The organism is Streptomyces sp. NPDC052101, assembly GCF_040680235.1.
In the GTDB taxonomy this organism is placed as follows: domain Bacteria; phylum Actinomycetota; class Actinomycetes; order Streptomycetales; family Streptomycetaceae; genus Streptomyces.
This window is the reverse complement of sequence record NZ_JBFAWH010000001.1, coordinates 184,678-205,464: the sequence shown is the minus strand read 5'-3', so window position 1 is coordinate 205,464 and position 20,787 is coordinate 184,678. Positions and strand designations below refer to the sequence as shown.

Genomic DNA, 20,787 nt, shown 5'->3' with positions numbered 1-20,787 from the left:
CCTGATCAGCCCCGGTTCTGTACGTGCTGGTAGCCGAAACGGCCCTTGATGCAGAGATTGCCGTGGGTCACCGGGTTGTCGTGCGGAGAGGTGACCTTCACGATCTCATTGTCCTGCACGTGGAGCGTGAGGGTGCAGCCCACTCCGCAGTACGCGCACACCGTGGACGTCTCCGTCTGCCGGGACGCGTCCCAGGTGCCGGCCGCCCGCATGTCGAACTCCCGCCGCGGCGACAGCGCCCCGGTCGGGCACACCTCGACGCAGTTCCCGCAGTACACACAGGCCGAGCCGGTCAGCGGCGCGTCGTGCTCGACGGCGATCCGGGCATCGAAACCGCGCCCGGCGACCGAGATCGCGAACGTGTTCTGCCACTGGTCGCCGCAGGCGTCGACGCACTTCTAGCACAGGATGCACTTGTCGTAGTCCCGCACATACAGCTCGTTGTCGATCTTCGGTTCCTCGTTCAGCCGGGCCGCGTCAGGACCGAACCGGTCCGGCTTCGCCTCGTACTCCTTGATCCACTCGGCGGCTCTCGGCGTGGTCGACAGGTCGACCGACGACGCGAGCAGTTCCAGGACGATCTTCCGGCTGTGCCGGGCCCGCTCGGTGTCGGTGCGCACCTCCATCCCCGGCTCGGCCGTGCGCGAGCAGGCCGGCACGAGCGTCCGTGAGCCCGCGACCTCCACCACGCACACCCGGCAGGCGCTCTTCGGGCGCAGCGTGTCGCCCTGGCACAGCGTCGGGATGTCCTTCCCCGCCGCCCGGCAGGCGTCCAGGACGGTCGAACCCTCCGGGACCCGGGCCGGCTCGCCGTCGATCGTGAACTGCAGCAGCCGGCGCGGGATCCCGAGCGGTGTGACGGTCATGCGTACGCCCCCAGTCGGTCGATGGCGGATTCCACGGCGTTCCACGCGGCCTGCCCCAGGCCGCAGATCGAGGCGTCCCGCAGGGCCCGGCCGACCTCCCGCAGCAGGGCGATGTCGCCTGCGGCCGCGGCTCCGGTGCGCTCGGCGATCCGGCGCAGCGCCTCCTCCTGCCGGACGGTCCCGACCCGGCACGGCACGCACTGCCCGCAGGACTCCTGCCGGAAGAACTCGGCGATCCGCAGCAGCAGCCGGGGCAGCGGCACGCTGTCGTCGAAGGCCATCACCACCCCCGAGCCGAGCGTCGCGCCCGCCTCCCGCGTGCCCTCGAAGGTCAGCGGGATGTCCAGCTCGTCGGGCCGTACGAAGGAGCCCGCCGCACCGCCCAGCAGCACCGCCCGCAGTCCCTCCCGCACCCCGGCCAGCCGCAGCAGCTCACCGAGCGTCGCCCCGAACGGCAGCTCGTACACGCCGGGCCGGGCCACGCTGCCGGAGACGCAGAACAGCTTCGGCCCGGTGGAGCGCTCGGTGCCGATCGCCGCGTACGCCGGGGCGCCCCGCATCAGGATCGGCACCACGTTGACCAGCGTCTCCACGTTGTTCTCGACCGTGGGCTTGCCGAACAGGCCCTTCTCCACCGGAAACGGCGGCTTGGAGCGCGGCTCGCCCCGGTAGCCCTCGATCGAGTTGAACAGGGCGGTCTCCTCGCCGCAGATGTAGGCGCCGGCGCCCCGCCGGATCTCGATGTCGAAGGCGTAGCCCTGACCGAGGACGTCGTCGCCGAGGAAGCCACGCGCGCGTGCCTGGGTGATCGCGTGCTCCAGGCGGCGCAGGGCGCGCGGGTACTCGCCGCGCAGATACAGGTAGCCCCGGTCGGCGCCGGTCGCGTACGCCGCGATGGTCATCGCCTCGACCAGCGCGTACGGGTCGCCTTCCATGATCACCCGGTCCTTGAAGGTCCCGGGCTCGGATTCGTCCGCGTTGCACACCAGGTGGTGCGGATGGTCCGGCTGACAGGCCGCGGCCTGCCACTTGCGGCCGGTGGGGAAGGCGGCGCCGCCGCGTCCGAGCAGGCCCGAGTCGGTCACCTCGCGGATCACCCCGGCCGGGCCCAGCGCGAACGCCCGGCGCAGCGCCGTATAGCCGCCGTGCGCCCGGTAGTCGTCCAGCGACGACGGGTCCACCACGCCGACGCGCCCCAGCAGCACCAGGGACGCGTCCCCCGCCTGCGGCACCGCCGCCACGGCCGGCGGCTCCTCGGGCGCCGCGTCCGGCGCGCTCGCGGCACGCACCGCCTCCGTCACGGACGCCGGTGCCGCGACCGCCGTGCGCACCTGCTCGCCCGCCCGGATCGCGAGCGCGGCCGGGGCGCGTTCGCACAGCCCGAGGCACGGGCTGCGCTCGACGCTCACCCCGCTGCCGAGACGTTCCGTCACACCGGCGCACAGGGCGTCGGCCCCGGCCGCCGTACACGCCAGGTCGGTGCACACATGCAGCACGGTCGCGGGGCGCGGCCGCAGCGAGAACATGGCGTAGAAGGTGGCCACCCCATATGCCTCGGCCGGCGGCACGGTCAGCCGGCGGCACAGATGGCCGAGGCCGCCCTCGCTGATCCAGCCGACCCGGTCGTTGAGCGCGTGCAGCCCCGGCAGCAGCAGATCGCGCCGGTCACGGGCCGCCCGGCCGCCGCGCGCCCAGCGCAGGTCGGCATCGCTGCGCTCGGCGCCCTCCCAGGAGGACTCCGGCGGGCCCAACAGGGCGTCCACGGCAGCCCGTTCCTCATCCGTCGGCTTGCTGTCGCCGAAGTGCAGATCCACGCCCTCACCTCACATAGGTCACAGCCGGCAGCTTCTCGATGCGGATCGCCGACGCCTTGAACTCCGCCGTCCCCGCGATCGGGCAGTTCGCCTCGATCGTCAGCTGGTTGGTGTCCACCTCGTCGGGAAAATGCATGGTCATGAAGGCGAGGCCGGGCCGCAGCGCGGTGTCGATCCACACCGGCGCCACCACCGACCCGCGCCGCGAGGTGACCTGGACCTCCTCGCCGACCACGACCCCGTACCGCTCGGCGTCCTCCGGGCACAGCTCCAGGTACTCGCCGCGCCTGAGCGGGGAGGCGAAACCGCCGCTCTGCACACCGGTGTTGTACGAGTCCAGGCGCCGCCCGGTGGTCAGCCGGATGGGGTACTCCTCGTCGGTGAGGTCCACGGGCGGATCGTGCCGCACCAGTCCGAACGGCGCCGGCGCACCGCGCCTGTCCGGGTCGGGCTCCCACAACCGGCCGTGCAGATACGTCGGTTCGAGCCGGTCGGTGCGCGGGCAGGGCCACTGGATGCCCCGGTGCTCCTCCAGCCGCGCGTATGTCATCCCGTAGTGGTCCGGGGACACCGAGCGCAGCTCGTTCCAGACGGCCTCGGCGCCGGCGTACTTCCACTCGTGGCCGAGCCGGGCCGCCAGCGCGCAGATGATGTCGATGTCCTCGCGGGCCTCACCGGGCGGGGCGACCGCCCGCCGTACCCGCTGCACCCGGCGCTCGCTGTTGGTGGTCGTGCCGTCCGTCTCCGCCCAGCCGGCGGTCGCCGGCAGCACGACGTGCGCCAACTCGGCCGTACTGGTGCGGAAGATGTCCTGCACGACGAGGAAGTCCAGCTGGCTCAGCCGCCGTACGGCCTGTTCGCTGTCGGCCTCCGACTGCGCCGGGTTCTCCCCGACGCAGTACACGGCCCGCAGACCGCCGTCCTCCATGGCCTCGAACATCTCCGTCAGGTTCAGCCCGTGGTACGGCGGGATGACGGTGTCCCACGCCGACTCGAACCTCAGCCGGGCGTCCGCGTCGAGGATGTCCTGGAAGCCGGGCAGCCGGTTGGGGATGGCGCCCATGTCGCCGCCGCCCTGTACGTTGTTCTGCCCGCGCAGCGGCTGCAGCCCCGAGCCGTAGCGGCCGATGTGGCCGGTGAGCAGGGCCAGGTTGATCAGCGCACGGACGTTGTCGGTGCCGTTGTGGTGTTCGGTGATGCCGAGCGTCCAGCACAGCTGGGCCCGCTCGGCGCGGGCATACGCGTGCGCCAACTCCCTTATCGCGCCTGCCGGTACGCCGGTCACCTTCTCGGCGAGCGACAGCGTCCACGGCTCGACCAGCGCGCGGTACTCCTCGAAGCCGGTGGTCGCCCGCTCGATGAACGCCTCGTTGGCCAGCCCGGCCCGGACGATCTCACGGCCGATCGCGTGCGCCAGCGGGATGTCGGTGCCGACGTTCAGCCCGAGCCAGCTCTCCGCCCACTGGGCGGTGGACGTGCGCCGCGGGTCGACCGCGTACATCCGGGCGCCGCTCCGGATGCCCTTCAGCACGTGCTGGAAGAAGATCGGGTGCGCGAAGCGGGCGTTGGACCCCCACATCACGATGGTGTCGGTGTGCTCGATCTCCTCGTACGACGACGTGCCGCCGCCGGAGCCGAACACCGCCGACAGGCCCGCGACGCTCGGGGCGTGACAGGTCCGGTTGCAGGAGTCGACGTTGTGGGTGCCCATGACGACCCGGGCGAACTTCTGCGCCACGTAGTTCGTCTCGTTGGTGGCGCGGGCGCAGGAGAACATCCCGAACGCGCCCCGGTGGCGGGCGAGGCCCCGGGCCTCCCGGTCCAGCGCCTCCTCCCAGCTCGCCTCCCTCAGCGGCTCGTCGCGGGAGTCCCGGACCAGCGGGCGGGTCAGCCGGGTGTAGGTCTTCGGTCGCCGTTGCCTCATGCGGCGCTCCTCAGCGCGAGCAGGTCCGAGATGGCGTGCACGGTGCGCAGCGTGGGCACCTCGACGCCGGTGATCTCCGCGAGTTCGACCACGGCCGCGAGCAGCACGTCCAGTTCCAGCGGCTTGCCGCGTTCGAGGTCCTGGAGGGTGGAGGTGCGGTGGTCGCCGACGCGTTCCGCGCCCGCGAGCCTGCGCTCGACCGAGACGCCGACCGGGCAGCCCAGCGCCTCGGCGACGCACAGGGTCTCGCGCATCATCGTCTCGATGACCCGGCGGGTGCCGCCGTGCTGGCACATCTGCCGCATGGTGGCGCGGGACAGGGCGCTGATCGGGTTGAAGGAGATGTTCCCGAGCAGCTTGATCCAGATGTCGCCGCGCAGCTCCGGCTCCACCGGGCACTTCAGTCCGCCGGTCCGCATGGCCTCGCTCAGCTCCTTGCAGCGCGGCGAGACACTGCGGTCCGGCTCGCCGAGGGAGAACCGGGTGCCTTCCAAGTGCCGTACGACTCCGGGGTACTTCAGCTCCGCGGCCGCGTAGACGACACAGCCGATGGCCCGCTCCGGGGCGAGGACCCGGCTGACGGCGCCGGCCGGGTCGACGCTGTCGAGGCGGTGGCCGTCGTAGGGGCCGCCGTGCCGGTGGAAGTACCACCAGGGGATGCCGTTCTGTGCGGCCACCACCGCGGTGCGCTCGTGCAGCAGCGGTGCGATCAGCGGCCCGCACGCCGCGTACGCGTTGGCCTTCAGGCCGAGGAAGACGTAGTCCGCCGGACCGACCTCGCCGGGATCGTCGGTGCAGTGGGGGTGCGCGGTGAAGTCGCCGCGCGGGCTGAGTACGTGTACTCCGTGCTGCCTCATGGCCGCGAGATGCGGTCCACGGGCGATGAGATGCACCTCGGCGCCGGCGCGATGGAGCGCGGCACCGACGTAGGCGCCGATGGCACCGGCGCCGAGAACTGCCACTTTCACGGGGCACTCCTTCGGTTGAGGGATACCGCGGAGGTCGAAGACCGAATCCTGTCGACGAAATATTGTCTACAGTATGGAGTTGGGCGCGACAAGGGTTCGGACACCGGCCGTTCGGCGTCCGGGTCCCACCCCCTCGCATACGATCGAGCCGTTGTCTTCTCAACTACCTTGTGCGGACGTACCGTTCGGGTTCATGAGCAGCCCCCCTGTGGCACCCCCGGGCTGGAGCCGCTGGCTCGTTCCGCCCGCCGCCCTCTCCGTCCATCTGTCCATCGGGCAGGCCTATGCCTGGAGCGTGTTCAAGCCGCACCTGGAGTCCGCCCTCCACCTCGACGGCACCAAAAGCGCGCTGCCCTTCCAGCTCGCGATCGTGATGCTCGGCCTGTCGGCCGCGTTCGGCGGCACCCTCGTCGAACGCAACGGACCGCGCTGGGCCATGACCGTGGCCCTGGTCTGCTTCTCGTCGGGCTTCCTGATCGCCGCGCTCGGCGCCGGGACCAGGCAGTACTGGCTGATCGTCCTCGGCTACGGCTTCGTCGGCGGGATCGGCCTCGGCATCGGCTACATCTCGCCCGTTTCCACCCTGATCAAGTGGTTCCCGGACCGGCCCGGCATGGCCACCGGCATCGCCATCATGGGCTTCGGCGGCGGCGCGCTGATCGCCTCGCCCTGGTCCGCGCAGATGCTCACGTCCTTCGGCGGTGACAACGATGGCATCGCCCTCGCCTTCCTGGTGCACGGGCTGTCGTACGCCGTCTTCATGACCCTCGGCGTGCTGCTGGTCCGCGTGCCGCGCACCGAGGACCGCGGCAGCACGGCGCCGGACGCGCCGGGCCCCGCCTCGGGCGTGCAGGTGTCCGCGCGCAGCGCGGTGCGCACTCCGCAGTTCTGGTGCCTGTGGATCGTGCTCTGCATGAACGTGACCGCCGGTATCGGCATCCTGGAGAAGGCCGCCCCGATGATCACGGACTTCTTCGCCGGCAGCTCCGCCCCGGTGTCGGCATCCGCGGCCGCCGGATTCGTCGCCCTGCTGTCCGCCGCCAACATGGCGGGCCGCATCGGCTGGTCGTCCGCCTCGGACCTGGTCGGACGCAAGAACATCTACCGCCTCTACCTCGGTGCCGGCGCCCTGATGTACCTGCTCATCGCCCTGTTCGGCGACGCGTCCAAGCCGCTGTTCGTCGTCTGCGCCCTGGTGATCCTCTCCTTCTACGGCGGCGGCTTCGCCACGGTCCCGGCGTACCTGAAGGACCTGTTCGGCACCTACCAGGTGGGCGCGATCCACGGCCGGCTGCTCACCGCCTGGTCCACGGCCGGAGTGCTCGGACCGCTGATCGTCAACTGGATCGCCGACCACCAGACGGGCGCCGGCAAGCACGGCGCGGCCCTGTACACCCTGTCCTTCGGCATCATGATCGGCCTGCTCGTCGTCGGCTTCGTCGCCAACGAACTGGTCCGGCCCGTCCACGCCCGCCACCACATCCCCGCCCCGAGGGAGGCCGTCGATGCCGATGCGCAACGACAGCAGTCCGCCTGACCTCTCCCGCTCCCGGCTTCGCCCGAGCGGGGGGAGCCCCATGTGGCTCGTCGCCTTCGCCTGGGTCTGGGTGGGGGCGCCCTTCGGCTACGGGGTGTACGAGCTGGTGCAGAAGGCGACACAGCTGTTCAACGGGTGAGCCAAGAGGAAGGTCGGGCGTCCGAGGGTCTGCAAGAAGCCGACAACTCGGACGCCCGATTCCTGTGGCTTCACCTGCCGCCGTACCGGTGGGTCACTGATCAGACTGGTGGATCCCGCTACCCACGGCAACAAGGGGGATCCCGCCATGAACGGCTCGCGCATCGCCGCCATCGGTCACTATCAGCCCGCCCGGGTGCTCACCAACGAGGACCTGGCCGGCATGGTCGACACGAGCGACGAGTGGATCAGCAGCCGGGTCGGCATCCGGACCCGGCACATCGCCGGCCCGGACGAGCCGGTCGACGAGCTGGCCGCGCACGCCGCCGCCAAGGCCCTGGCCGGCGCCGGTCTGACCCCCGGCGACATCGACCTGGTCCTGGTCGCCACGTCCACGGCGATCGACCGCTCCCCGAACACCGCCGCCCGGGTCGCGGCCCGGCTCGGCATCCCGCGGCCGGCCGCGATGGACGTCAACGTGGTGTGCGCCGGGTTCACGCACGCGCTGGCCACCGCAGACCACACCGTCCGGGCCGGCGCCGCCACCCGGGCGCTGGTCATCGGCGCCGACAAGATGTCCGACGTCACCGACTGGAGCGACCGCACCACCTGCGTCCTCGTCGGCGACGGAGCCGGGGCCGCCGTCGTCGAGGCGTGCCCGGCGGGCGAGGAGCCGGGGATCGGACCGGTGCTGTGGGGGTCGGTGCCGGAGATGGGGCACGCCGTGCGGATCGAGGGCACCCCGCCGCGGTTCGCGCAGGAGGGACAGAGCGTCTACCGCTGGGCCACCACCCAGCTGCCGGCCATCGCGCGCAGCGCCTGCGACAAGGCGGGCGTGGCCCCCGAGGAGCTGGCCGGGGTCGTCCTGCACCAGGCCAACCTGCGCATCATCGAGCCGCTGGCCGAGAAGATCGGGGCCGTCAACGCGGTGGTCGCCCGCGATGTCACCGAATCGGGCAACACCTCGGCGGCCAGTGTCCCGATGGCCTTCTCCAAGCTGGTCGAGCAGGGAGCGCTCAACTCCGGCGACGCGGTGCTGCTGTTCGGCTTCGGCGGCAACCTGTCGTACGCGGGGCAGGTCGTACGCTGCCCTTGAGCGGTGTGCCGCCGGGGGGCGCCGTAGACTGCGGGCAATCTGCGCGCCGTGGACTGTAGACAAAAGACAATCGATACTGGGTGTCCAGCGTTCACGCGTCAGACCTGTCCAGGAGGGGGACCGCGATGTTGCCGACCGGACTGCCGCAGGGGGCGGTGCCCAGGCTCGAACGACCCGGCCCGCTGCGCGACCGCGTCTACGAGGCGCTGCTGGAACTCATCACCACCCGCGCGCTGCGGCCCGGCCAGCATCTGGTCGAGAGCGAGCTGGCCGGACACCTCGGGGTCTCCCGGCAGCCGGTGCGCGAGGCGCTGCAGCGGCTCAACACCGAGGGCTGGGTCGATCTCAGGCCCGCGCAGGGCGCGTTCGTGCACGAGCCCACCGAGGAGGAGGCCGACCAGCTGCTCACGGTCCGCACCCTGCTGGAGGCGGAGGCGGCCCGGCTGGCCGCCGCCCACGCCGGCGTTCCCGGGATCAGCGCGCTGGAGGAGCTGTGCGCCGAGGGCGAGAAGGCCGTCGCCGCCGACGACGTGGACCGCGCGGTCGCCCTCAACGCGGCCTTCCACGCCAAGGTCATGGAACTGGCGGGCAACGCGGTCCTCGCCGAACTGGCCGCCCAGGTGGACCGCCGGGTCCGCTGGTACTACACCCCGGTGGCCCGGCAGCGCGGCCGCCAGTCGTGGATCGAGCACCGGGAACTGATCACCGCGATCGCCCGGCGCGACGAAGAGCGGGCCGCCTTGCTGATGCGCAACCACACCGAACACACCCGCCGCTCCTACCACGAGCGCAACGGGTCCTGATCACACCGGCTCCTCGACCGGCCGGGCCGCCGCGCAGGACCGCGCCTCCACGGCCAGCATGCCCACCAACACGGCCACCAGCAGCAGGAGTTCGCCGTAGACGGGCATACGGACGCCGGCCGCAGCGGTGGCGAGGGCCAGCGGTGCGGCGGCCGCCCGGAAGCGGACCGGCCGCAGCCGCAGCGCCGCACGGAATGCGGCGTCGCCCGCGAGGAACAAGGCCACCCCGCCCGCGAGTGCCAGCGCCGGCCCCGGCCGCGGGTGTCCGGCCAGATGCCCGAGGGTCGTCTTGAGGCCGGCCGCGAGGTAGGCGATGCCGAGCAGCATCGGCAGGAAGGCGTAGTAGTACGCGTTCATCGCCAGCCGCCAGCGAGCCGCCGGCGGTGTCGCCCGGAACGCGGCCTCGGCCGCCTCCTCGTCCCGCACGAAGTACGTCCACCACAGTGCGACCGACAGCGCCAGGGCCAGGAACGCGCCGCCGAACAGGCCCGGAGTGAGGGGCAGATCGCCGATGCCGACACCGATGGAGATCACGGACTCGCCGAACGCGATGATCAGCAGCAGCCCGTGCCGCTCCACGAAGTGCGCCGGATCCAGGGCGCCCAGCTGCACCCGCAGCGCCTCCGCACCGCGGCCGCCGCCCTGCTCGGCCGCGCTCGCGCGGGGCAACCTCCATCCGCGGCCCGGCCCGTGCTCGGCCACCAGGGGCGTCACGAACTGCAGCGCGATCGCGAGCAGCCAGAAGCCGTCCGCCGAGAGTCCGTCGACCGTTCCGGCGGCGGTCACCGACAGGGCCGCCAGCGCGTTGGGGACGCCGTACCAGATGGAGTCCCGGCCGTGGCCGCGGGTGTACAGGGCCGTGTGCACGATCACCACGCCCAGGAAGCCGAGACCGAAGACCACGCCGGTGTCGACGAAGACGCGGGGGACGGCGAGGGCGCACACCAGGAACGCGCCCATGCCGAGCATCAGCAGCAGCCGCCGCGAAGGACGGTCGGGCGGCACCTGGTTGGTGAGGTAGGCGTAGGCGCCGTACATCCAGAACAGGACGACGAGGATCAGCGCCACCCGGCCGGCCGTGGCGAACGTCAGATCGTGCGCGAGCAGCACGGTGAGCTGGGTGAGCGTGAAGACGAAGACCAGGTCGAAGAAGAGTTCCAGGGTGGTGACCCGGCGCCCCGGCTCCTCGGCCGCCGTGTCCAACGGCGTGGCGTGCATGTGTGTTCCCCCTCCGGCGATCGGTGAGCAGATCGTAGAGGGGGAACACCGCGGGCCTGCTCAGGACGTCGGCTGCGTCCGGCCGTCCCAGCGGGGCCGGCGCAGCAGCAGCGCGATCGCCGCCGCCGCCATCGACACGCCGCCGGCCAGCGCGTAGGCGCCGTTGTAGCCCCAGGCGTGGACCACCAGGGAACCGAGGCCGCCGCCGAACAGGCCGCTGACCAGCTTGCCGCTGTAGACGAGGCCGTAGTTGGTGGCGTTGTAGTTCTCGCCGAAGTAGTCCGGGGTCAGTGCGGCGAACATCGGGTAGAAGGCGCCGCCGCCGAAACCGGAGAGGAAGGCGAAGAACAGGAACAGCCACTCGCTCCTGATGTCACCGGCCCAGATGACACCGAACTGGGCCAGGCCGAGAACGACGATGACGAAGACCAGGGCCGGCTTGCGGCCCCACCGGTCCGACAGCCAGCCGACCGCGGCCCGTCCGACGCCGTTGATGACGGCCATCACACCCATCGACGAGGCCGCGACCAGCGGGCCGAAGCCGACCTTCTTGGCGAAGTCGACCTGGAAGGAGATCCCGAAGATCGATACCCCGGCGGTCATCACCACGGTGATCCACATCAGCGGCAGCATGCCGGTCCGGATGGCTTCCATGGGCGTGAACTGCCGTACCGCGGGCGGGTTCTTGGCCAGGCTCGCCGCGCTCCTGCCGGTCCCGGAGTACGACAGCGGGTCGATGTCGGCCGGCCACCAGTTCTTCGGCGGGTCCTTGAAGAAGAACGCGCACACCGCGACCACGATCAGCACGTACACGCCGATCAGGTCCAGCACCTCGTCGTAATTGCCGGTGTCGAAGGCGTAGTTGAAGATGAAGATGAAGGGCAGGGAGCCGTAGGCGAAGCCGCCGTTGACGAAGCCGGTCTTCGCGCCGCGCCGCTCGGGGAACCACTTGCCGACCATGTTGATGCAGGTCGCGTAGATCAGCCCGGAGCCCGCACCGCCGACGAGACCGAAGCCGACAATGGCGAGGATCACATGGTCGAGGTGGGACAGGGCCAGGAAGCCGAGCAGGCACATCGCGGCGCCGAGGAACATCGCGCGGCGTGCCGGGAGGATGCCCTTCTCGCGCAGCCAGCCCGCCGGGAAGGCGATACCGGCCTGGAAGAACACCCAGACGCTGAGGATCCAGAAGGTGTTGCTCTGGGTCCAGCCGTGCGCGTCGGACAGGGTGTCCTCGGCGGAGCCGTAGGCGTACTCGGAGACGCTGATGGCCATCATCGAGATCCATGGCAGGTACACCATGAGCTTGCGCGAGTGGCCGAGGATGTCGCGGTCCGTCTCACCGATGCGGTAGACCCGCCCCCGGGGGTCGGTGACTTCACGGTAGGAGCGGTTCGCCGAGCCGGGATCGGCCGGCGTCTTCCGTGTTGTGGGATCAGCCGTCATGTCAGGCCACTCCTCGCCGAGGGGGTGCGGATTGGGAACGATGCGCCGGACGCTGGGCCTGCCCGGCGCGCGGAGGAACAGCGCCACCACGGCGCAGAGGAGCCCGGTGCAGCCCGCCAGGAGGAGCGCGGAGTGCGGGTGCCGGGCGGCGTGGGCGGCGGCACGCGTACCGGCGCCGACGGCGAGCGGCAGCAGCCAGGCGCCGGTGAGCAGTCCGTGGACGCTCGGGCTGTGGTTCTCCCCGAAGTGGTCGGCGGCCAGCGCGGTGACCAGCGCCAGGACCGCCACGCCGGCGGCCGCGGTGGCGGCGGCACAGCCCAGCAGCAGCGCACCGCTCGCCGTCCGGGCCGCGAGCGGCACCCCGAACTGCGCCGCCGCCAGCAGCAGACAGGCCGTGACCAGGGCGGTACGCCGCCCCGAGCGGTCCGACAGCGCGCCGGCCACGGCCGCCGCGGCACCGCCCGCGACGGTCACGGACCACACCGCCTCGGGGGAGAGGCCCAGCTGCCGGCCGTAGCGTGCCTGCAGGACGATGCCGAGCACGGTGGCGCCGGCCGCGCCGAGCAGACAGAGCCCCGTCAGCCACAACGCCGGGCAGCGGACCGCCTCGTGGAGGGGGCGGTGGCGTACGGCGGGCGGGTTCTTCTCGCGTGCGCGCCGGGCGACGGGGCCGGCCGGCAGGGACAGCGGGTCGGGACGCGGCGGCCACCAGTTCCGCGGCGGATCCCAAAAGAGGCGGCCGACGCCGGCCACGGTCAGGGCCACCGCGCTGCCCGTGACCGCGAGCAGGCCCCGCGGGTCGGCGCCTCGCACCGAGGGCAGGAGAAACGGTACGGCCCCGAGGGCGAGCCCGCTCGCCACCACTCCCGTGGGCCCGCCCCGGCGCTCCGGCCACCAGCGGCCCGGCAGCGTCAGGCAGGTGGTGTGCACCAGCCCGGCCCCGGCCCCGGCGCAGACGGCGAACGCCAGCCGGGCGGCGGCGAGTTCCGGAGCGGCGGCGAGCGTCAGATACCCGGCCAGGGTGCCGAGCGCCCCGGTCGTCATGGCCGCGCGGGCGGAGAATCGGCCGCTCTCCCGCAGCCGCCCGGCCGGGACGGCGACGGCCGCCTGGGACAACACCCACAGGCCGGTCGGCCAGGACAGGTCCCCGCCCCACCGATGAGCTGCACGGAGACCGTCCTGCGCCGCGACGAACGCGTACGCGGCACCACTGATGCCCGCCAGGCCCGCCCAGGGCAGGACGACCATCCAGATCCGGCCACGGCCCAGCAGATCGACGTCGCTCTCGCCGACCCGGTACACGCGGCCCCTTCGGTCCCTCACCTCCCTGCACAGCACGGAGGCGGGGGAATCGATCGTTTCCATCTCGCGACTCGCACCCCTTGCGTCGAAAGTTCTGGCCAGCGCCCCCTGTCCCATGCCTTTCGTGCTCGCCCGGGTCCCGGGGCCGTCCGACGCGCACCGCGGCCCGGCCCCGTGTCACTCACCTCATGAACCACCCCCCAGCAGCCCCGCCGCCCGCGCCCACCGGTACTTCGCGCCCAGCGCGGCAACCGGTTTCTCCGTCGTGTACGGGTACGCCACGACCCCCCGCTCGAACAGGTACTGACAGGCCTCCTCGACCTCGACGTCCCCCGCGAGCGAGGCCACGACCGGCTTCTCGACGCCCCGCTCGCGGAACTCCGCGACGACGCGCGCCGTCAGCTCCGCGAACACCATCGGCGGGGTGACGACGGTGTGCCAGTAGCCGAGGACGAGCGCGTGGATCCGCGGATCCTCCAGCCCCAGCCGGATCGTCGCCTCGTACGTCGACGGCGGCTCGCCCCCGGTGATGTCGACCGGGTTGCCGGCCGCGCCGAACGGCGGGATGAACCGGCGGAACGCCTCGTCCAGGTCGGGCGGGATCTCCATCAGGGACAGCCCGTTGTCGGTCACCGCGTCCGACAGCAGCACCCCACTGCCGCCCGCCCCGGTGATGATCACGACGTTGTCGCCCCGGGGCGCGGGCAGCACGGGCAGCGCACGGGCGTACTCCAGCATGTCGTTGAGCCCCGGCGCCCGGATGACCCCCGCCTGCCGGAGGATGTCTTCGTACACCGCGTCGTCGCCCGCCAGCGCCCCGGTGTGCGAGCCCGCCGCCTTCGCGCCCGCCGCCGTACGGCCCGCCTTCAGCACCACCACCGGCTTCTTCGGCACCGTCGCGCGGGCCGCCGCCACGAACGCCCGCCCGTCCTTGAGGTCTTCGAGATGCATGGCGATGCACTCGGTGTGCGGGTCCTCACCGAACCAGGTCAGCAGATCGTCCTCGTCCAGGTCCGACTTGTTGCCGAGGCCGACGATCGCCGACACACCCGTCTTCGTGGTACGGGCGAAGCCGAGGATCGCCATGCCGATACCGCCGGACTGCGAGGTCAGCGCCACACCCCCCTTGACGTCGTACGGCGTGCAGAACGTGGCGCACAGGTCGTGCCAGGTGGAGTAGTAGCCGTAGATGTTCGGGCCGAGCAGCCGGATGCCGTGCCGCTCGGCGATCCGCACGATCTCCTCCTGGAGTTCGTGCTCGCCGGTCTCGGCGAAACCGGACGGGATGAGGACGGCGTTCGGGATCTTCTTGCGGCCCACCTCCTCCAGGGCCGCGGCCACGAACCTGGCGGGGATGGCGAAGACCGCCACATCCACCTCACCGGGCACGTCCGTGACACTCTTGTACGCCTTGCGGCCCAGAATGTCATCGGCCCTGGGGTTCACCGGATGGATCTCCCCGGAGAAACCGCCGTCGACGAGATTGCGCATGACCGAATTGCCGATCTTGCCCGGCTCGTTGGACGCGCCGATCACGGCGACGGAGGACGGCTGCATCAGCCGGCGCATGGACGCGAGGATGTCCTGGCGTGCATACGACTTCCTCCGTGCCGGCTGCCGCTCGGCGAGGATCACCCGGATGTCGGCGGCCGTCGCCCCGTCGGGCGTCGCGATCACCGGATTGAGGTCCACCTCGGCGATCTCCGGGAAGTCCGCGACCAGTTGGGAGACCCGCCGGACCTGTTCGGCGAGGGCCCACCGGTCCACGCCCTCCTGCCCGCGCACCCCCCGCAGGATCTCCGCCGCCCGGATGGAGTCCAGCATCGACAGCGCCTCGTCGGCGGTGACCGGCGCCAGCCGGAACGTCACGTCCTTCACCACCTCGACCAGCACACCGCCGAGGCCGAGCGCCACCACCTTCCCGAACGTCGGGTCGGTGACCGCGCCGACGATGACCTCCTGCCCCTTCGGCAGCAACTCCTGCACCTGCACGCCCTCGATACGGGCCTCGGCGTCGTAGGCGCGCGCGTTCTCGATGATCCGGCGGAACGCGGCCCGTACCTCCGCCGCGCCCTCGACGCCCACCACGACCCCGCCGGCGTCGGTCTTGTGCAGGATGTCCGGTGAGACGATCTTCATGACCACCGGCTTGCCGAAGCGTGCCGCGGCGGCCACCGCCTCGTCCACGTCCGTCGCCAGTGCCTCGCCCGGTACGGCGATCCCGTACGCGTCGGCGATCACCTTGCCCTCGGGCGCGGTGAGCGCGATACGTCCTTCCGACCGCACGGAGTCGAGGAGTTCGCGTACTCGCAGCTCCCGGTCCTCTGCCGCCACGTCAGATCACTCCGTTCGACTTGAGCAGGCGCAACTCCTCGTCACCGAGGCCGAGTTCGCCGACGTACACCTCTTCGTTGTGCTCGCCGAGCAGCGGTGAGCGCTCGACGGTGACGGGGGAGTCGGAGAGCTTGATCGGGCTGCCGACGGTGACGAACTCGCCGCGTTCGGGGTGCGGAACGCGTACCACCATCTCGTTGGCGGCCAGTGAGGGATCCTCGATGATCTCCTTGGTGGACAGGATCGGCCCGCACGGGATGTCGTGCGCGTTCAGCTTCTCCAGCACCTCCCACTTCGGGAGGCCGGCCGACCACTCCTCGATCAGCTGGAACATCTTGCTCAGCTTCGGCAGCCGTGCCTCGGGGGTGGCCCACTCGGGGTCGTCGGCCAGCTCGGGCCGGCCGACCAGCTCGGTGAGCGGCCGCCAGCCGACTGGCTGGACGATGACATACACGTAGTCGTTGGGGCCGCCGGGCGCGCACCGGACCGCCCAGCCGGGCTGACCGCCGCCGGAGGCGTTGCCCGAGCGGGGCACCTCGACGCCGAAGTCGTCGTTCGGGTACTCCGCCAGCGGCCCGTGCGCCAGGCGCTGCTGGTCGCGCAGCTTGACCCGGCACAGGTTGAGCACGGCATGCTGCATGGCCACGTTGACCCGCTGACCGCGCCCGGTGCGCTCCCGCTGGAAGAGCGCCGCCAGGATCCCGGCTACGGTATGCACTCCGGTGCCGGAGTCGCCGATCTGCGCGCCGGTCGCCAGCGGCGGCCCGTCCTCGAAACCCGTGGTCGCCATCGAGCCACCCATGGCCTGCGCGACCACCTCGTACGCCTTGAAGCCGGTGTACGGCCCCTCGCCGAAGCCCTTGATGGAGGCGTATACGATCCTCGGGTTGATCTCCTTGATCCGCTCCCAGGTGAACCCCATCCGGTCCACCGCTCCGGGCCCGAAGTTCTCGACCAACACGTCCGAGCGGCGGATCAGCTCGGTGAGGAGCTCCTTGCCGCGCTCGGTCTTGGTGTTGAGGGTGATGCTGCGCTTGTTGCAGTTGAGCATCGTGAAGTACAGGGAGTCCACGTCGGGCAGGTCGCGCAGCTGCCTGCGGGTGATGTCACCGGTGGTTGCCTCGAGCTTGACGACGTCGGCGCCGAGCCAGGCCAGCAGCTGGGTGGCGGAGGGCCCGGACTGGACGTGGGTCATGTCGAGGACGCGAATGCCCTCAAGTGCCCTGTCGGTCATGGGTGTTCACCTCACTTGTACATGGTCTGGTTCATGGTTCCGGGGGCGTAGGCGTCCGGGTCGACCCAGACGTTGACCAGCGACGGCTTGCCCGACTCGCGGGCCCTGCGCAGGGCGGGGCCGATGTCGGCGGGGTCGCGGACCTCCTCGCCGTAACCGCCCAGCATCTGGGCGAACTCGTCGTAGTGGACGTCCCCGAGGGTGTTGCCGACCCGTTCGCGTTCCTTGCCGTACTTGGCGGCCTGGCCGTAACGGATCTGGTTCATCGAGGAGTTGTTGCCGACGATGCCGACGAAGGGCAGGCCGTAGCGGACCAGGGTCTCGAAGTCCCAGCCGGTCAGGGAGAACGCGCCGTCCCCGAACAGGGCGACGACCTCCTTGTCAGGGCGGGCCTGCTTGGCGGCCAGCACGAACGGCACACCGACGCCGAGGGTGCCCAGCGGGCCGGGGTCCATCCAGTGCCCGGGCGACTTGGGCTGGACCACCTGACCGGAGAAGGTGACGATGTCACCGCCGTCACCGATGTAGATCGAGTCCTCGGTGAGGAAGTCGTTGATCTCGCTGACCAGCCGGTAGGGGTGGATGGGGCAGGCGTCGGACCTCAGCTGCGGCAGGCGCTTGTCGATCGCGGCCTGCTCGGCGGCGCGCAGTTCGTCCAGCCACTCCTTCCGCCGGGACGCACCCCCGTCGACCCGTCCGGAGGCGGCCTCGGTCACCGACTTCAGGACGAGCCCCGCATCCCCGACGATGCCGAGGCCGATATCCCTGTTCTTGCCGACCGTGCGGTAGTCCAGGTCGATCTGGACGACCGTCGCCTGCGGCGACAGGCGCTTGCCGTAGCCCATGCGGAAGTCGAACGGCGTGCCTACGATCACGATCACGTCGGCGTTCGAGAACGCGTACCGGCGCGAGAGCTGGAAGTGATGCGGGTCGCCGGGCGGGAGCGTGCCGCGTCCGGCGCCGTTCATGTACGCGGGGATGCCGAGGGCGCGCACCAGCTCGACGGCGGCCTCGGTGCCCCGGGTCGTCCACACCTGGCTGCCCAGCAGGATCGCCGGCTTTTCGGCGTGGACCAGCAGGTCGGCGAGGGTCTCGACCGCCTCGGGGTCGCCGGCCGAGCGGGTCGAGGCGCGGTAGGCGCCCGCCTTCGGAATGCGCGCCTTCTCCGCCGGGACCTTGGCGTCCAGGACATCGCGCGGGATCTCCAGGAAGGAGGGGCCGGGCGCGCCGTGGTAGCACTCGCGGAACGCCATCGACACCATGTCCGCGGCGCGGGCGGTGTCCGGCACCGTCGCCGCGAACTTGGTGATCGGCGTCATCAGGTCGACGTGCGGCAGGTCCTGCAGGGACCCCATCTTGTGCTGGGCGAGCGCGCCCTGGCCGCCGATCAGCAGCATCGGGGACTCCGCCCGGAAGGCGTTGGCGACCCCGGTGACGGCATCGGTCGTGCCGGGACCGGCGGTGACCACCGCGCAGCCCGGCCTGCCGGTGATCCGGGCGTAGCCGTCGGCGGCGTGCGCGGCGACCTGCTCGTGGCGTACGTCGACGACTTCTATGCCCTCGTCGACGCAACCGTCGTAGATGTCGATGATGTGGCCACCGCACAACGTGTAGATGCGCTCGACCCCCTCGGCCTTCAGCGCCTTGGCGACGAGATGACCACCGGAGATCACGTCCTGGGTGTCGTCGGGCATGGCGAACTCCTGTCCCTTTCGTAGGGGTTGGGCTGCTCGCATTTGTCCTGTATGCGTCCTACGGTACGCTCTTCACGGCAGATTGCATACAGTCGACGAATACTGTATGAAGCTTGTTATCCCGCATCCCGGTGGACGGTGTCCAGAGGGCGTACATACTTTTCGGTCATCGAAATCCGGCCACTCTCCGTCACCGGGGCTGACTCCGCGGTGATTCACCGGCCTACGCGCGGGTGTCGCGCCATCGCGACGATCCGGCAGACAGGAGCCGCACATGGACCTGTACGAACACCAGGCACGGCACCTCTTCGAGGAGCACGGCATCCCCGTGCCGCGGGCCGAGGTCACCGACTCGCCCGGTGGGGCCCGTGCGATCGCCCGCCGGCTCGGCGGTCGGGTCGTGGTCAAGGCCCAGGTGAGGACGGGTGGGCGCGGCAAGGCGGGCGGAATAGGGTTCGCCGCCGATCCGGCCGCCGCCGAACTGACCGCGCGCCGGATACTGGGCATGGACATCAAGGGCCACCGGGTCGGCGCGGTGACGCTCGCCGAACCGGTCGACGTGGCCGAGGAGTTCTACGTCTCCTACGTCCTCGACCGCACGACGGGCGGCTTCGTCGCCATCGCCTCCGCACAGGGCGGCATGGAGATCGAGGAGGTGGCCGCGACCCGGCCGGAGGCCGTGGCCCGGATCCCCGTCGACCGGGCCGAGGGCGTCAGCTCCGCCAAGGCGGCGAAGATCGCCCACGCGGCCTGGCTGCCGCCGCAGACCGCCGACGTCCTCGTCCGGCTCTGGCAGGTGCTGGTCCGCGAGGACGCCCTGCTGGTCGAGGTCAACCCGCTGGTGCGCACCGCCCGAGGACGGATACTCGCCCTCGACGGCAAGGTCACCGTGGACGACAACGCCCGCTTCCGGCAGGCCCGTTGGGGCGGATGGGACGCGGAGCACCAGGACCCGCTGGAGGCGGCCGCCGCCGACCGCGGCCTCACCTGCGTCCGGCTCGACGGCGAGGTCGGGGTCATCGGCAACGGCGCGGGGCTGGTCATGTCGACCCTGGACGTCGTCGCCGGCTGCGGCGCCCGCCCCGCGACCTTCCTCGACATCGGCGGCGGGGCCTCCGCGCGGGTGATGGCCGACGGGCTGTCGGTGGTCCTCGGCGACCCGGCCGTGAAGTCCGTCCTCGTCAACGTCTTCGGCGGGATCACCGCCTGCGACGCGGTCGCCGAGGGGATCGTGGCGGCCGTGGACACCGTCCGGCCGACCAAGCCGCTCGTCGTCCGCCTCGACGGCAACAACGCCGCGCGCGGACGCGCCGTCCTCGGCGAACGCGCCCATCCGCTCGCCGAACAGGCCACCACCATGGACGCCGCCGCCCGCCGGGCCGCCGAACTCGCCCACACCGCCTGAGGAGCCGGGACATGGCCATCCACCTCACCAAGGAGAGCAGAGTCCTCGTCCAGGGCATGACCGGGGGCCAGGGCATGCGGCACACCCGGCGCATGCTCGCGGCCGGCACGAACGTCGTCGGCGGGGTCAACCCGCGCAAGGCCGGGCAGACCGTCGACTTCGACGGGCAGGCCGTACCCGTCTTCGGGTCGGTCGCCGACGGCATACGGTCGACCGGCGCCGATGTCACGGTCGTCTTCGTCCCGCCCGCCTTCGCCAAGGACGCCGTCGCCGAGGCCGCCGACGCCCGGATCCCCCTCGCCATCGTCATCACCGAGGGCATTCCGGTCCACGACACCGTCGCCTTCACCGCGCACGCCCGGCGCACCGGCACACGGATCATCGGCCCCAACTGCCCCGGCCTGATCACCCCCGGCCAGTCCAACGCGGGAATCATCCCCGCCGACATCACCAAGCCCGGACCCGTCGGCCTGGTCTCCAAGTCGGGCACGCTGACGTACCAACTCATGTACGAACTCCGCGACATCGGCTTCTCCACCTGCGTCGGCATCGGCTGCGACCCGGTGGTCGGCACCAGCCACATCGACTGCCTGGCCGCCTTCCAGGACGACCCCGACACCGAACTCGTCGTCCTCATCGGGGAGATCGGTGGCGACGCGGAGGAGCGAGCCGCCGCCTACATCCGCGACCACGTCACCAAGCCGGTCGTCGGCTACATCGCCGGGTTCACCGCTCCCGAGGGCCGGACCATGGGCCACGCCGGCGCGATCGTCTCCGGCTCGACCGGCACCGCCCGCGCCAAGCAGGAGGCCCTGGAGGCGGCCGGAGTCCGGGTCGGCCGCACCCCGACGGAGACGGCCGGCCTGGTCGCGGAGACCCTGGGCGCCCGCTGACACCGCCTGCTTCGCGCACCCGAAGACGGCGGCCTCACCCCACCTCGTCCCAGCTCACCCCACCCCCACCCGACCTCACCCCGCCCCGACCGTGCACCGAGAGCGGAGCTGACCC

Annotated in this window: 13 protein-coding genes and 2 pseudogenes; 5 read left to right on the top strand and 10 right to left on the bottom strand. The window is 71.5% G+C overall.

Annotation, left to right across the window (positions count from 1 at the left end; translation table 11 throughout):
- Window positions 1-5: 5 nt before the first annotated feature.
- The 4 genes and pseudogenes from AB0L75_RS00915 to AB0L75_RS00900 form a co-directional block, all read right to left on the bottom strand.
- Window positions 6-866, bottom strand: a pseudogene (locus AB0L75_RS00915) (2Fe-2S iron-sulfur cluster-binding protein).
- Window positions 863-2,680 (bottom strand): NADH-ubiquinone oxidoreductase-F iron-sulfur binding region domain-containing protein, encoded by a 1,818-nt coding sequence (locus tag AB0L75_RS00910; RefSeq protein ID WP_365173557.1) that lies wholly within the window; start codon window positions 2,678-2,680, stop codon window positions 863-865. Before AB0L75_RS00910 ends, AB0L75_RS00915 begins: the two are co-directional and overlap by 4 nt.
- Before the next feature lie 4 nt (window positions 2,681-2,684).
- The gene (locus tag AB0L75_RS00905) at window positions 2,685-4,604 is read right to left on the bottom strand and encodes a molybdopterin-dependent oxidoreductase (RefSeq protein WP_365173554.1); all 1,920 of its coding nucleotides are present in this window, start codon (window positions 4,602-4,604) and stop codon (window positions 2,685-2,687) included.
- Window positions 4,601-5,572 (bottom strand): 2-dehydropantoate 2-reductase, encoded by a 972-nt coding sequence (locus AB0L75_RS00900; RefSeq protein ID WP_365173551.1) that lies wholly within the window; start codon window positions 5,570-5,572, stop codon window positions 4,601-4,603. The genes AB0L75_RS00905 and AB0L75_RS00900 overlap by 4 nt, the downstream gene beginning before the upstream one ends.
- Window positions 5,573-5,765: 193 nt before the next feature.
- On the opposite strand from AB0L75_RS00900, the gene AB0L75_RS00895 reads away from it, so the two are divergent.
- The 3 genes from AB0L75_RS00895 to AB0L75_RS00885 all read left to right on the top strand — a co-directional run bounded on the left by AB0L75_RS00895 (window position 5,766) and on the right by AB0L75_RS00885 (window position 9,146).
- On the top strand, window positions 5,766-7,109 hold the full coding sequence (locus AB0L75_RS00895) for an OFA family MFS transporter (RefSeq protein ID WP_365173549.1): 1,344 nt from the start codon (window positions 5,766-5,768) through the stop codon (window positions 7,107-7,109).
- Between the two features lie 286 nt (window positions 7,110-7,395).
- Window positions 7,396-8,343: a beta-ketoacyl-ACP synthase III gene (locus AB0L75_RS00890; RefSeq protein ID WP_365173547.1), complete on the top strand. Its 948-nt coding sequence runs from the start codon at window positions 7,396-7,398 to the stop codon at window positions 8,341-8,343.
- Window positions 8,344-8,468: 125 nt separating this feature from the next.
- On the top strand, window positions 8,469-9,146 hold the full coding sequence (locus AB0L75_RS00885; protein WP_365173545.1) for a GntR family transcriptional regulator: 678 nt from the start codon (window positions 8,469-8,471) through the stop codon (window positions 9,144-9,146).
- Here AB0L75_RS00885 and AB0L75_RS00880 read toward each other — a convergent pair whose 3' ends face one another.
- The 6 genes and pseudogenes from AB0L75_RS00880 to AB0L75_RS00855 all read right to left on the bottom strand — a co-directional run bounded on the left by AB0L75_RS00880 (window position 9,147) and on the right by AB0L75_RS00855 (window position 18,374).
- Window positions 9,147-10,364: a low temperature requirement protein A gene (locus AB0L75_RS00880; RefSeq protein ID WP_365173543.1), complete on the bottom strand. Its 1,218-nt coding sequence runs from the start codon at window positions 10,362-10,364 to the stop codon at window positions 9,147-9,149.
- 60 nt (window positions 10,365-10,424) lie between these two features.
- A complete protein-coding gene (locus AB0L75_RS00875; RefSeq protein WP_365174810.1) occupies window positions 10,425-11,810 on the bottom strand; it encodes an OFA family MFS transporter in 1,386 nt (461 codons plus the stop codon).
- A 15-nt stretch (window positions 11,811-11,825) separates the two neighbouring features.
- Window positions 11,826-13,058 (bottom strand): annotated as a pseudogene (locus AB0L75_RS00870) (MFS transporter); the annotation flags it as partial.
- 240 nt (window positions 13,059-13,298) lie between these two features.
- A complete protein-coding gene (locus AB0L75_RS00865) occupies window positions 13,299-15,446 on the bottom strand; it encodes an acetate--CoA ligase family protein (RefSeq protein ID WP_365173541.1) in 2,148 nt (715 codons plus the stop codon).
- 1 nt (window position 15,447) lies between these two features.
- Window positions 15,448-16,680 carry a formyl-CoA transferase gene (frc, locus tag AB0L75_RS00860; RefSeq protein WP_365173538.1) on the bottom strand — a complete coding sequence of 411 codons (1,233 nt, stop codon included), beginning with the start codon at window positions 16,678-16,680 and terminating at the stop codon, window positions 15,448-15,450.
- An 11-nt stretch (window positions 16,681-16,691) separates the two neighbouring features.
- Window positions 16,692-18,374, bottom strand: coding sequence for a thiamine pyrophosphate-binding protein (locus AB0L75_RS00855; protein ID WP_365173535.1), 1,683 nt, complete (start codon window positions 18,372-18,374; stop codon window positions 16,692-16,694).
- Between the two features lie 274 nt (window positions 18,375-18,648).
- Between AB0L75_RS00855 and sucC the strand changes: the two genes are divergently transcribed.
- A complete protein-coding gene (gene sucC / locus AB0L75_RS00850) occupies window positions 18,649-19,779 on the top strand; it encodes an ADP-forming succinate--CoA ligase subunit beta (protein WP_365173533.1) in 1,131 nt (376 codons plus the stop codon).
- A gap of 11 nt (window positions 19,780-19,790) precedes the next feature.
- On the top strand, window positions 19,791-20,672 hold the full coding sequence (sucD, locus tag AB0L75_RS00845) for a succinate--CoA ligase subunit alpha (RefSeq protein ID WP_365173530.1): 882 nt from the start codon (window positions 19,791-19,793) through the stop codon (window positions 20,670-20,672).
- Window positions 20,673-20,787: the final 115 nt, after the last annotated feature.

Excerpts from the sequence above, each read along its gene's own strand:
- AB0L75_RS00880 (WP_365173543.1), bottom strand. The coding sequence starts at position 10,364 with ATGCACGCCACGCCGTTGGACACGGCGGCCGAGGAGCCGGGGCGCCGG.
- AB0L75_RS00905 (WP_365173554.1), bottom strand. The coding sequence starts at position 4,604 with ATGAGGCAACGGCGACCGAAGACCTACACCCGGCTGACCCGCCCGCTG.
- AB0L75_RS00875 (WP_365174810.1), bottom strand. The coding sequence starts at position 11,810 with ATGACGGCTGATCCCACAACACGGAAGACGCCGGCCGATCCCGGCTCG.
- AB0L75_RS00895 (WP_365173549.1), top strand. The coding sequence starts at position 5,766 with ATGAGCAGCCCCCCTGTGGCACCCCCGGGCTGGAGCCGCTGGCTCGTT.
- AB0L75_RS00890 (WP_365173547.1), top strand. The coding sequence starts at position 7,396 with ATGAACGGCTCGCGCATCGCCGCCATCGGTCACTATCAGCCCGCCCGG.
- AB0L75_RS00885 (WP_365173545.1), top strand. The coding sequence starts at position 8,469 with ATGTTGCCGACCGGACTGCCGCAGGGGGCGGTGCCCAGGCTCGAACGA.
- frc (WP_365173538.1), bottom strand. The coding sequence starts at position 16,680 with ATGACCGACAGGGCACTTGAGGGCATTCGCGTCCTCGACATGACCCAC.
- sucC (WP_365173533.1), top strand. The coding sequence starts at position 18,649 with ATGGACCTGTACGAACACCAGGCACGGCACCTCTTCGAGGAGCACGGC.
- sucD (WP_365173530.1), top strand. The coding sequence starts at position 19,791 with ATGGCCATCCACCTCACCAAGGAGAGCAGAGTCCTCGTCCAGGGCATG.
- AB0L75_RS00855 (WP_365173535.1), bottom strand. The coding sequence starts at position 18,374 with ATGCCCGACGACACCCAGGACGTGATCTCCGGTGGTCATCTCGTCGCC.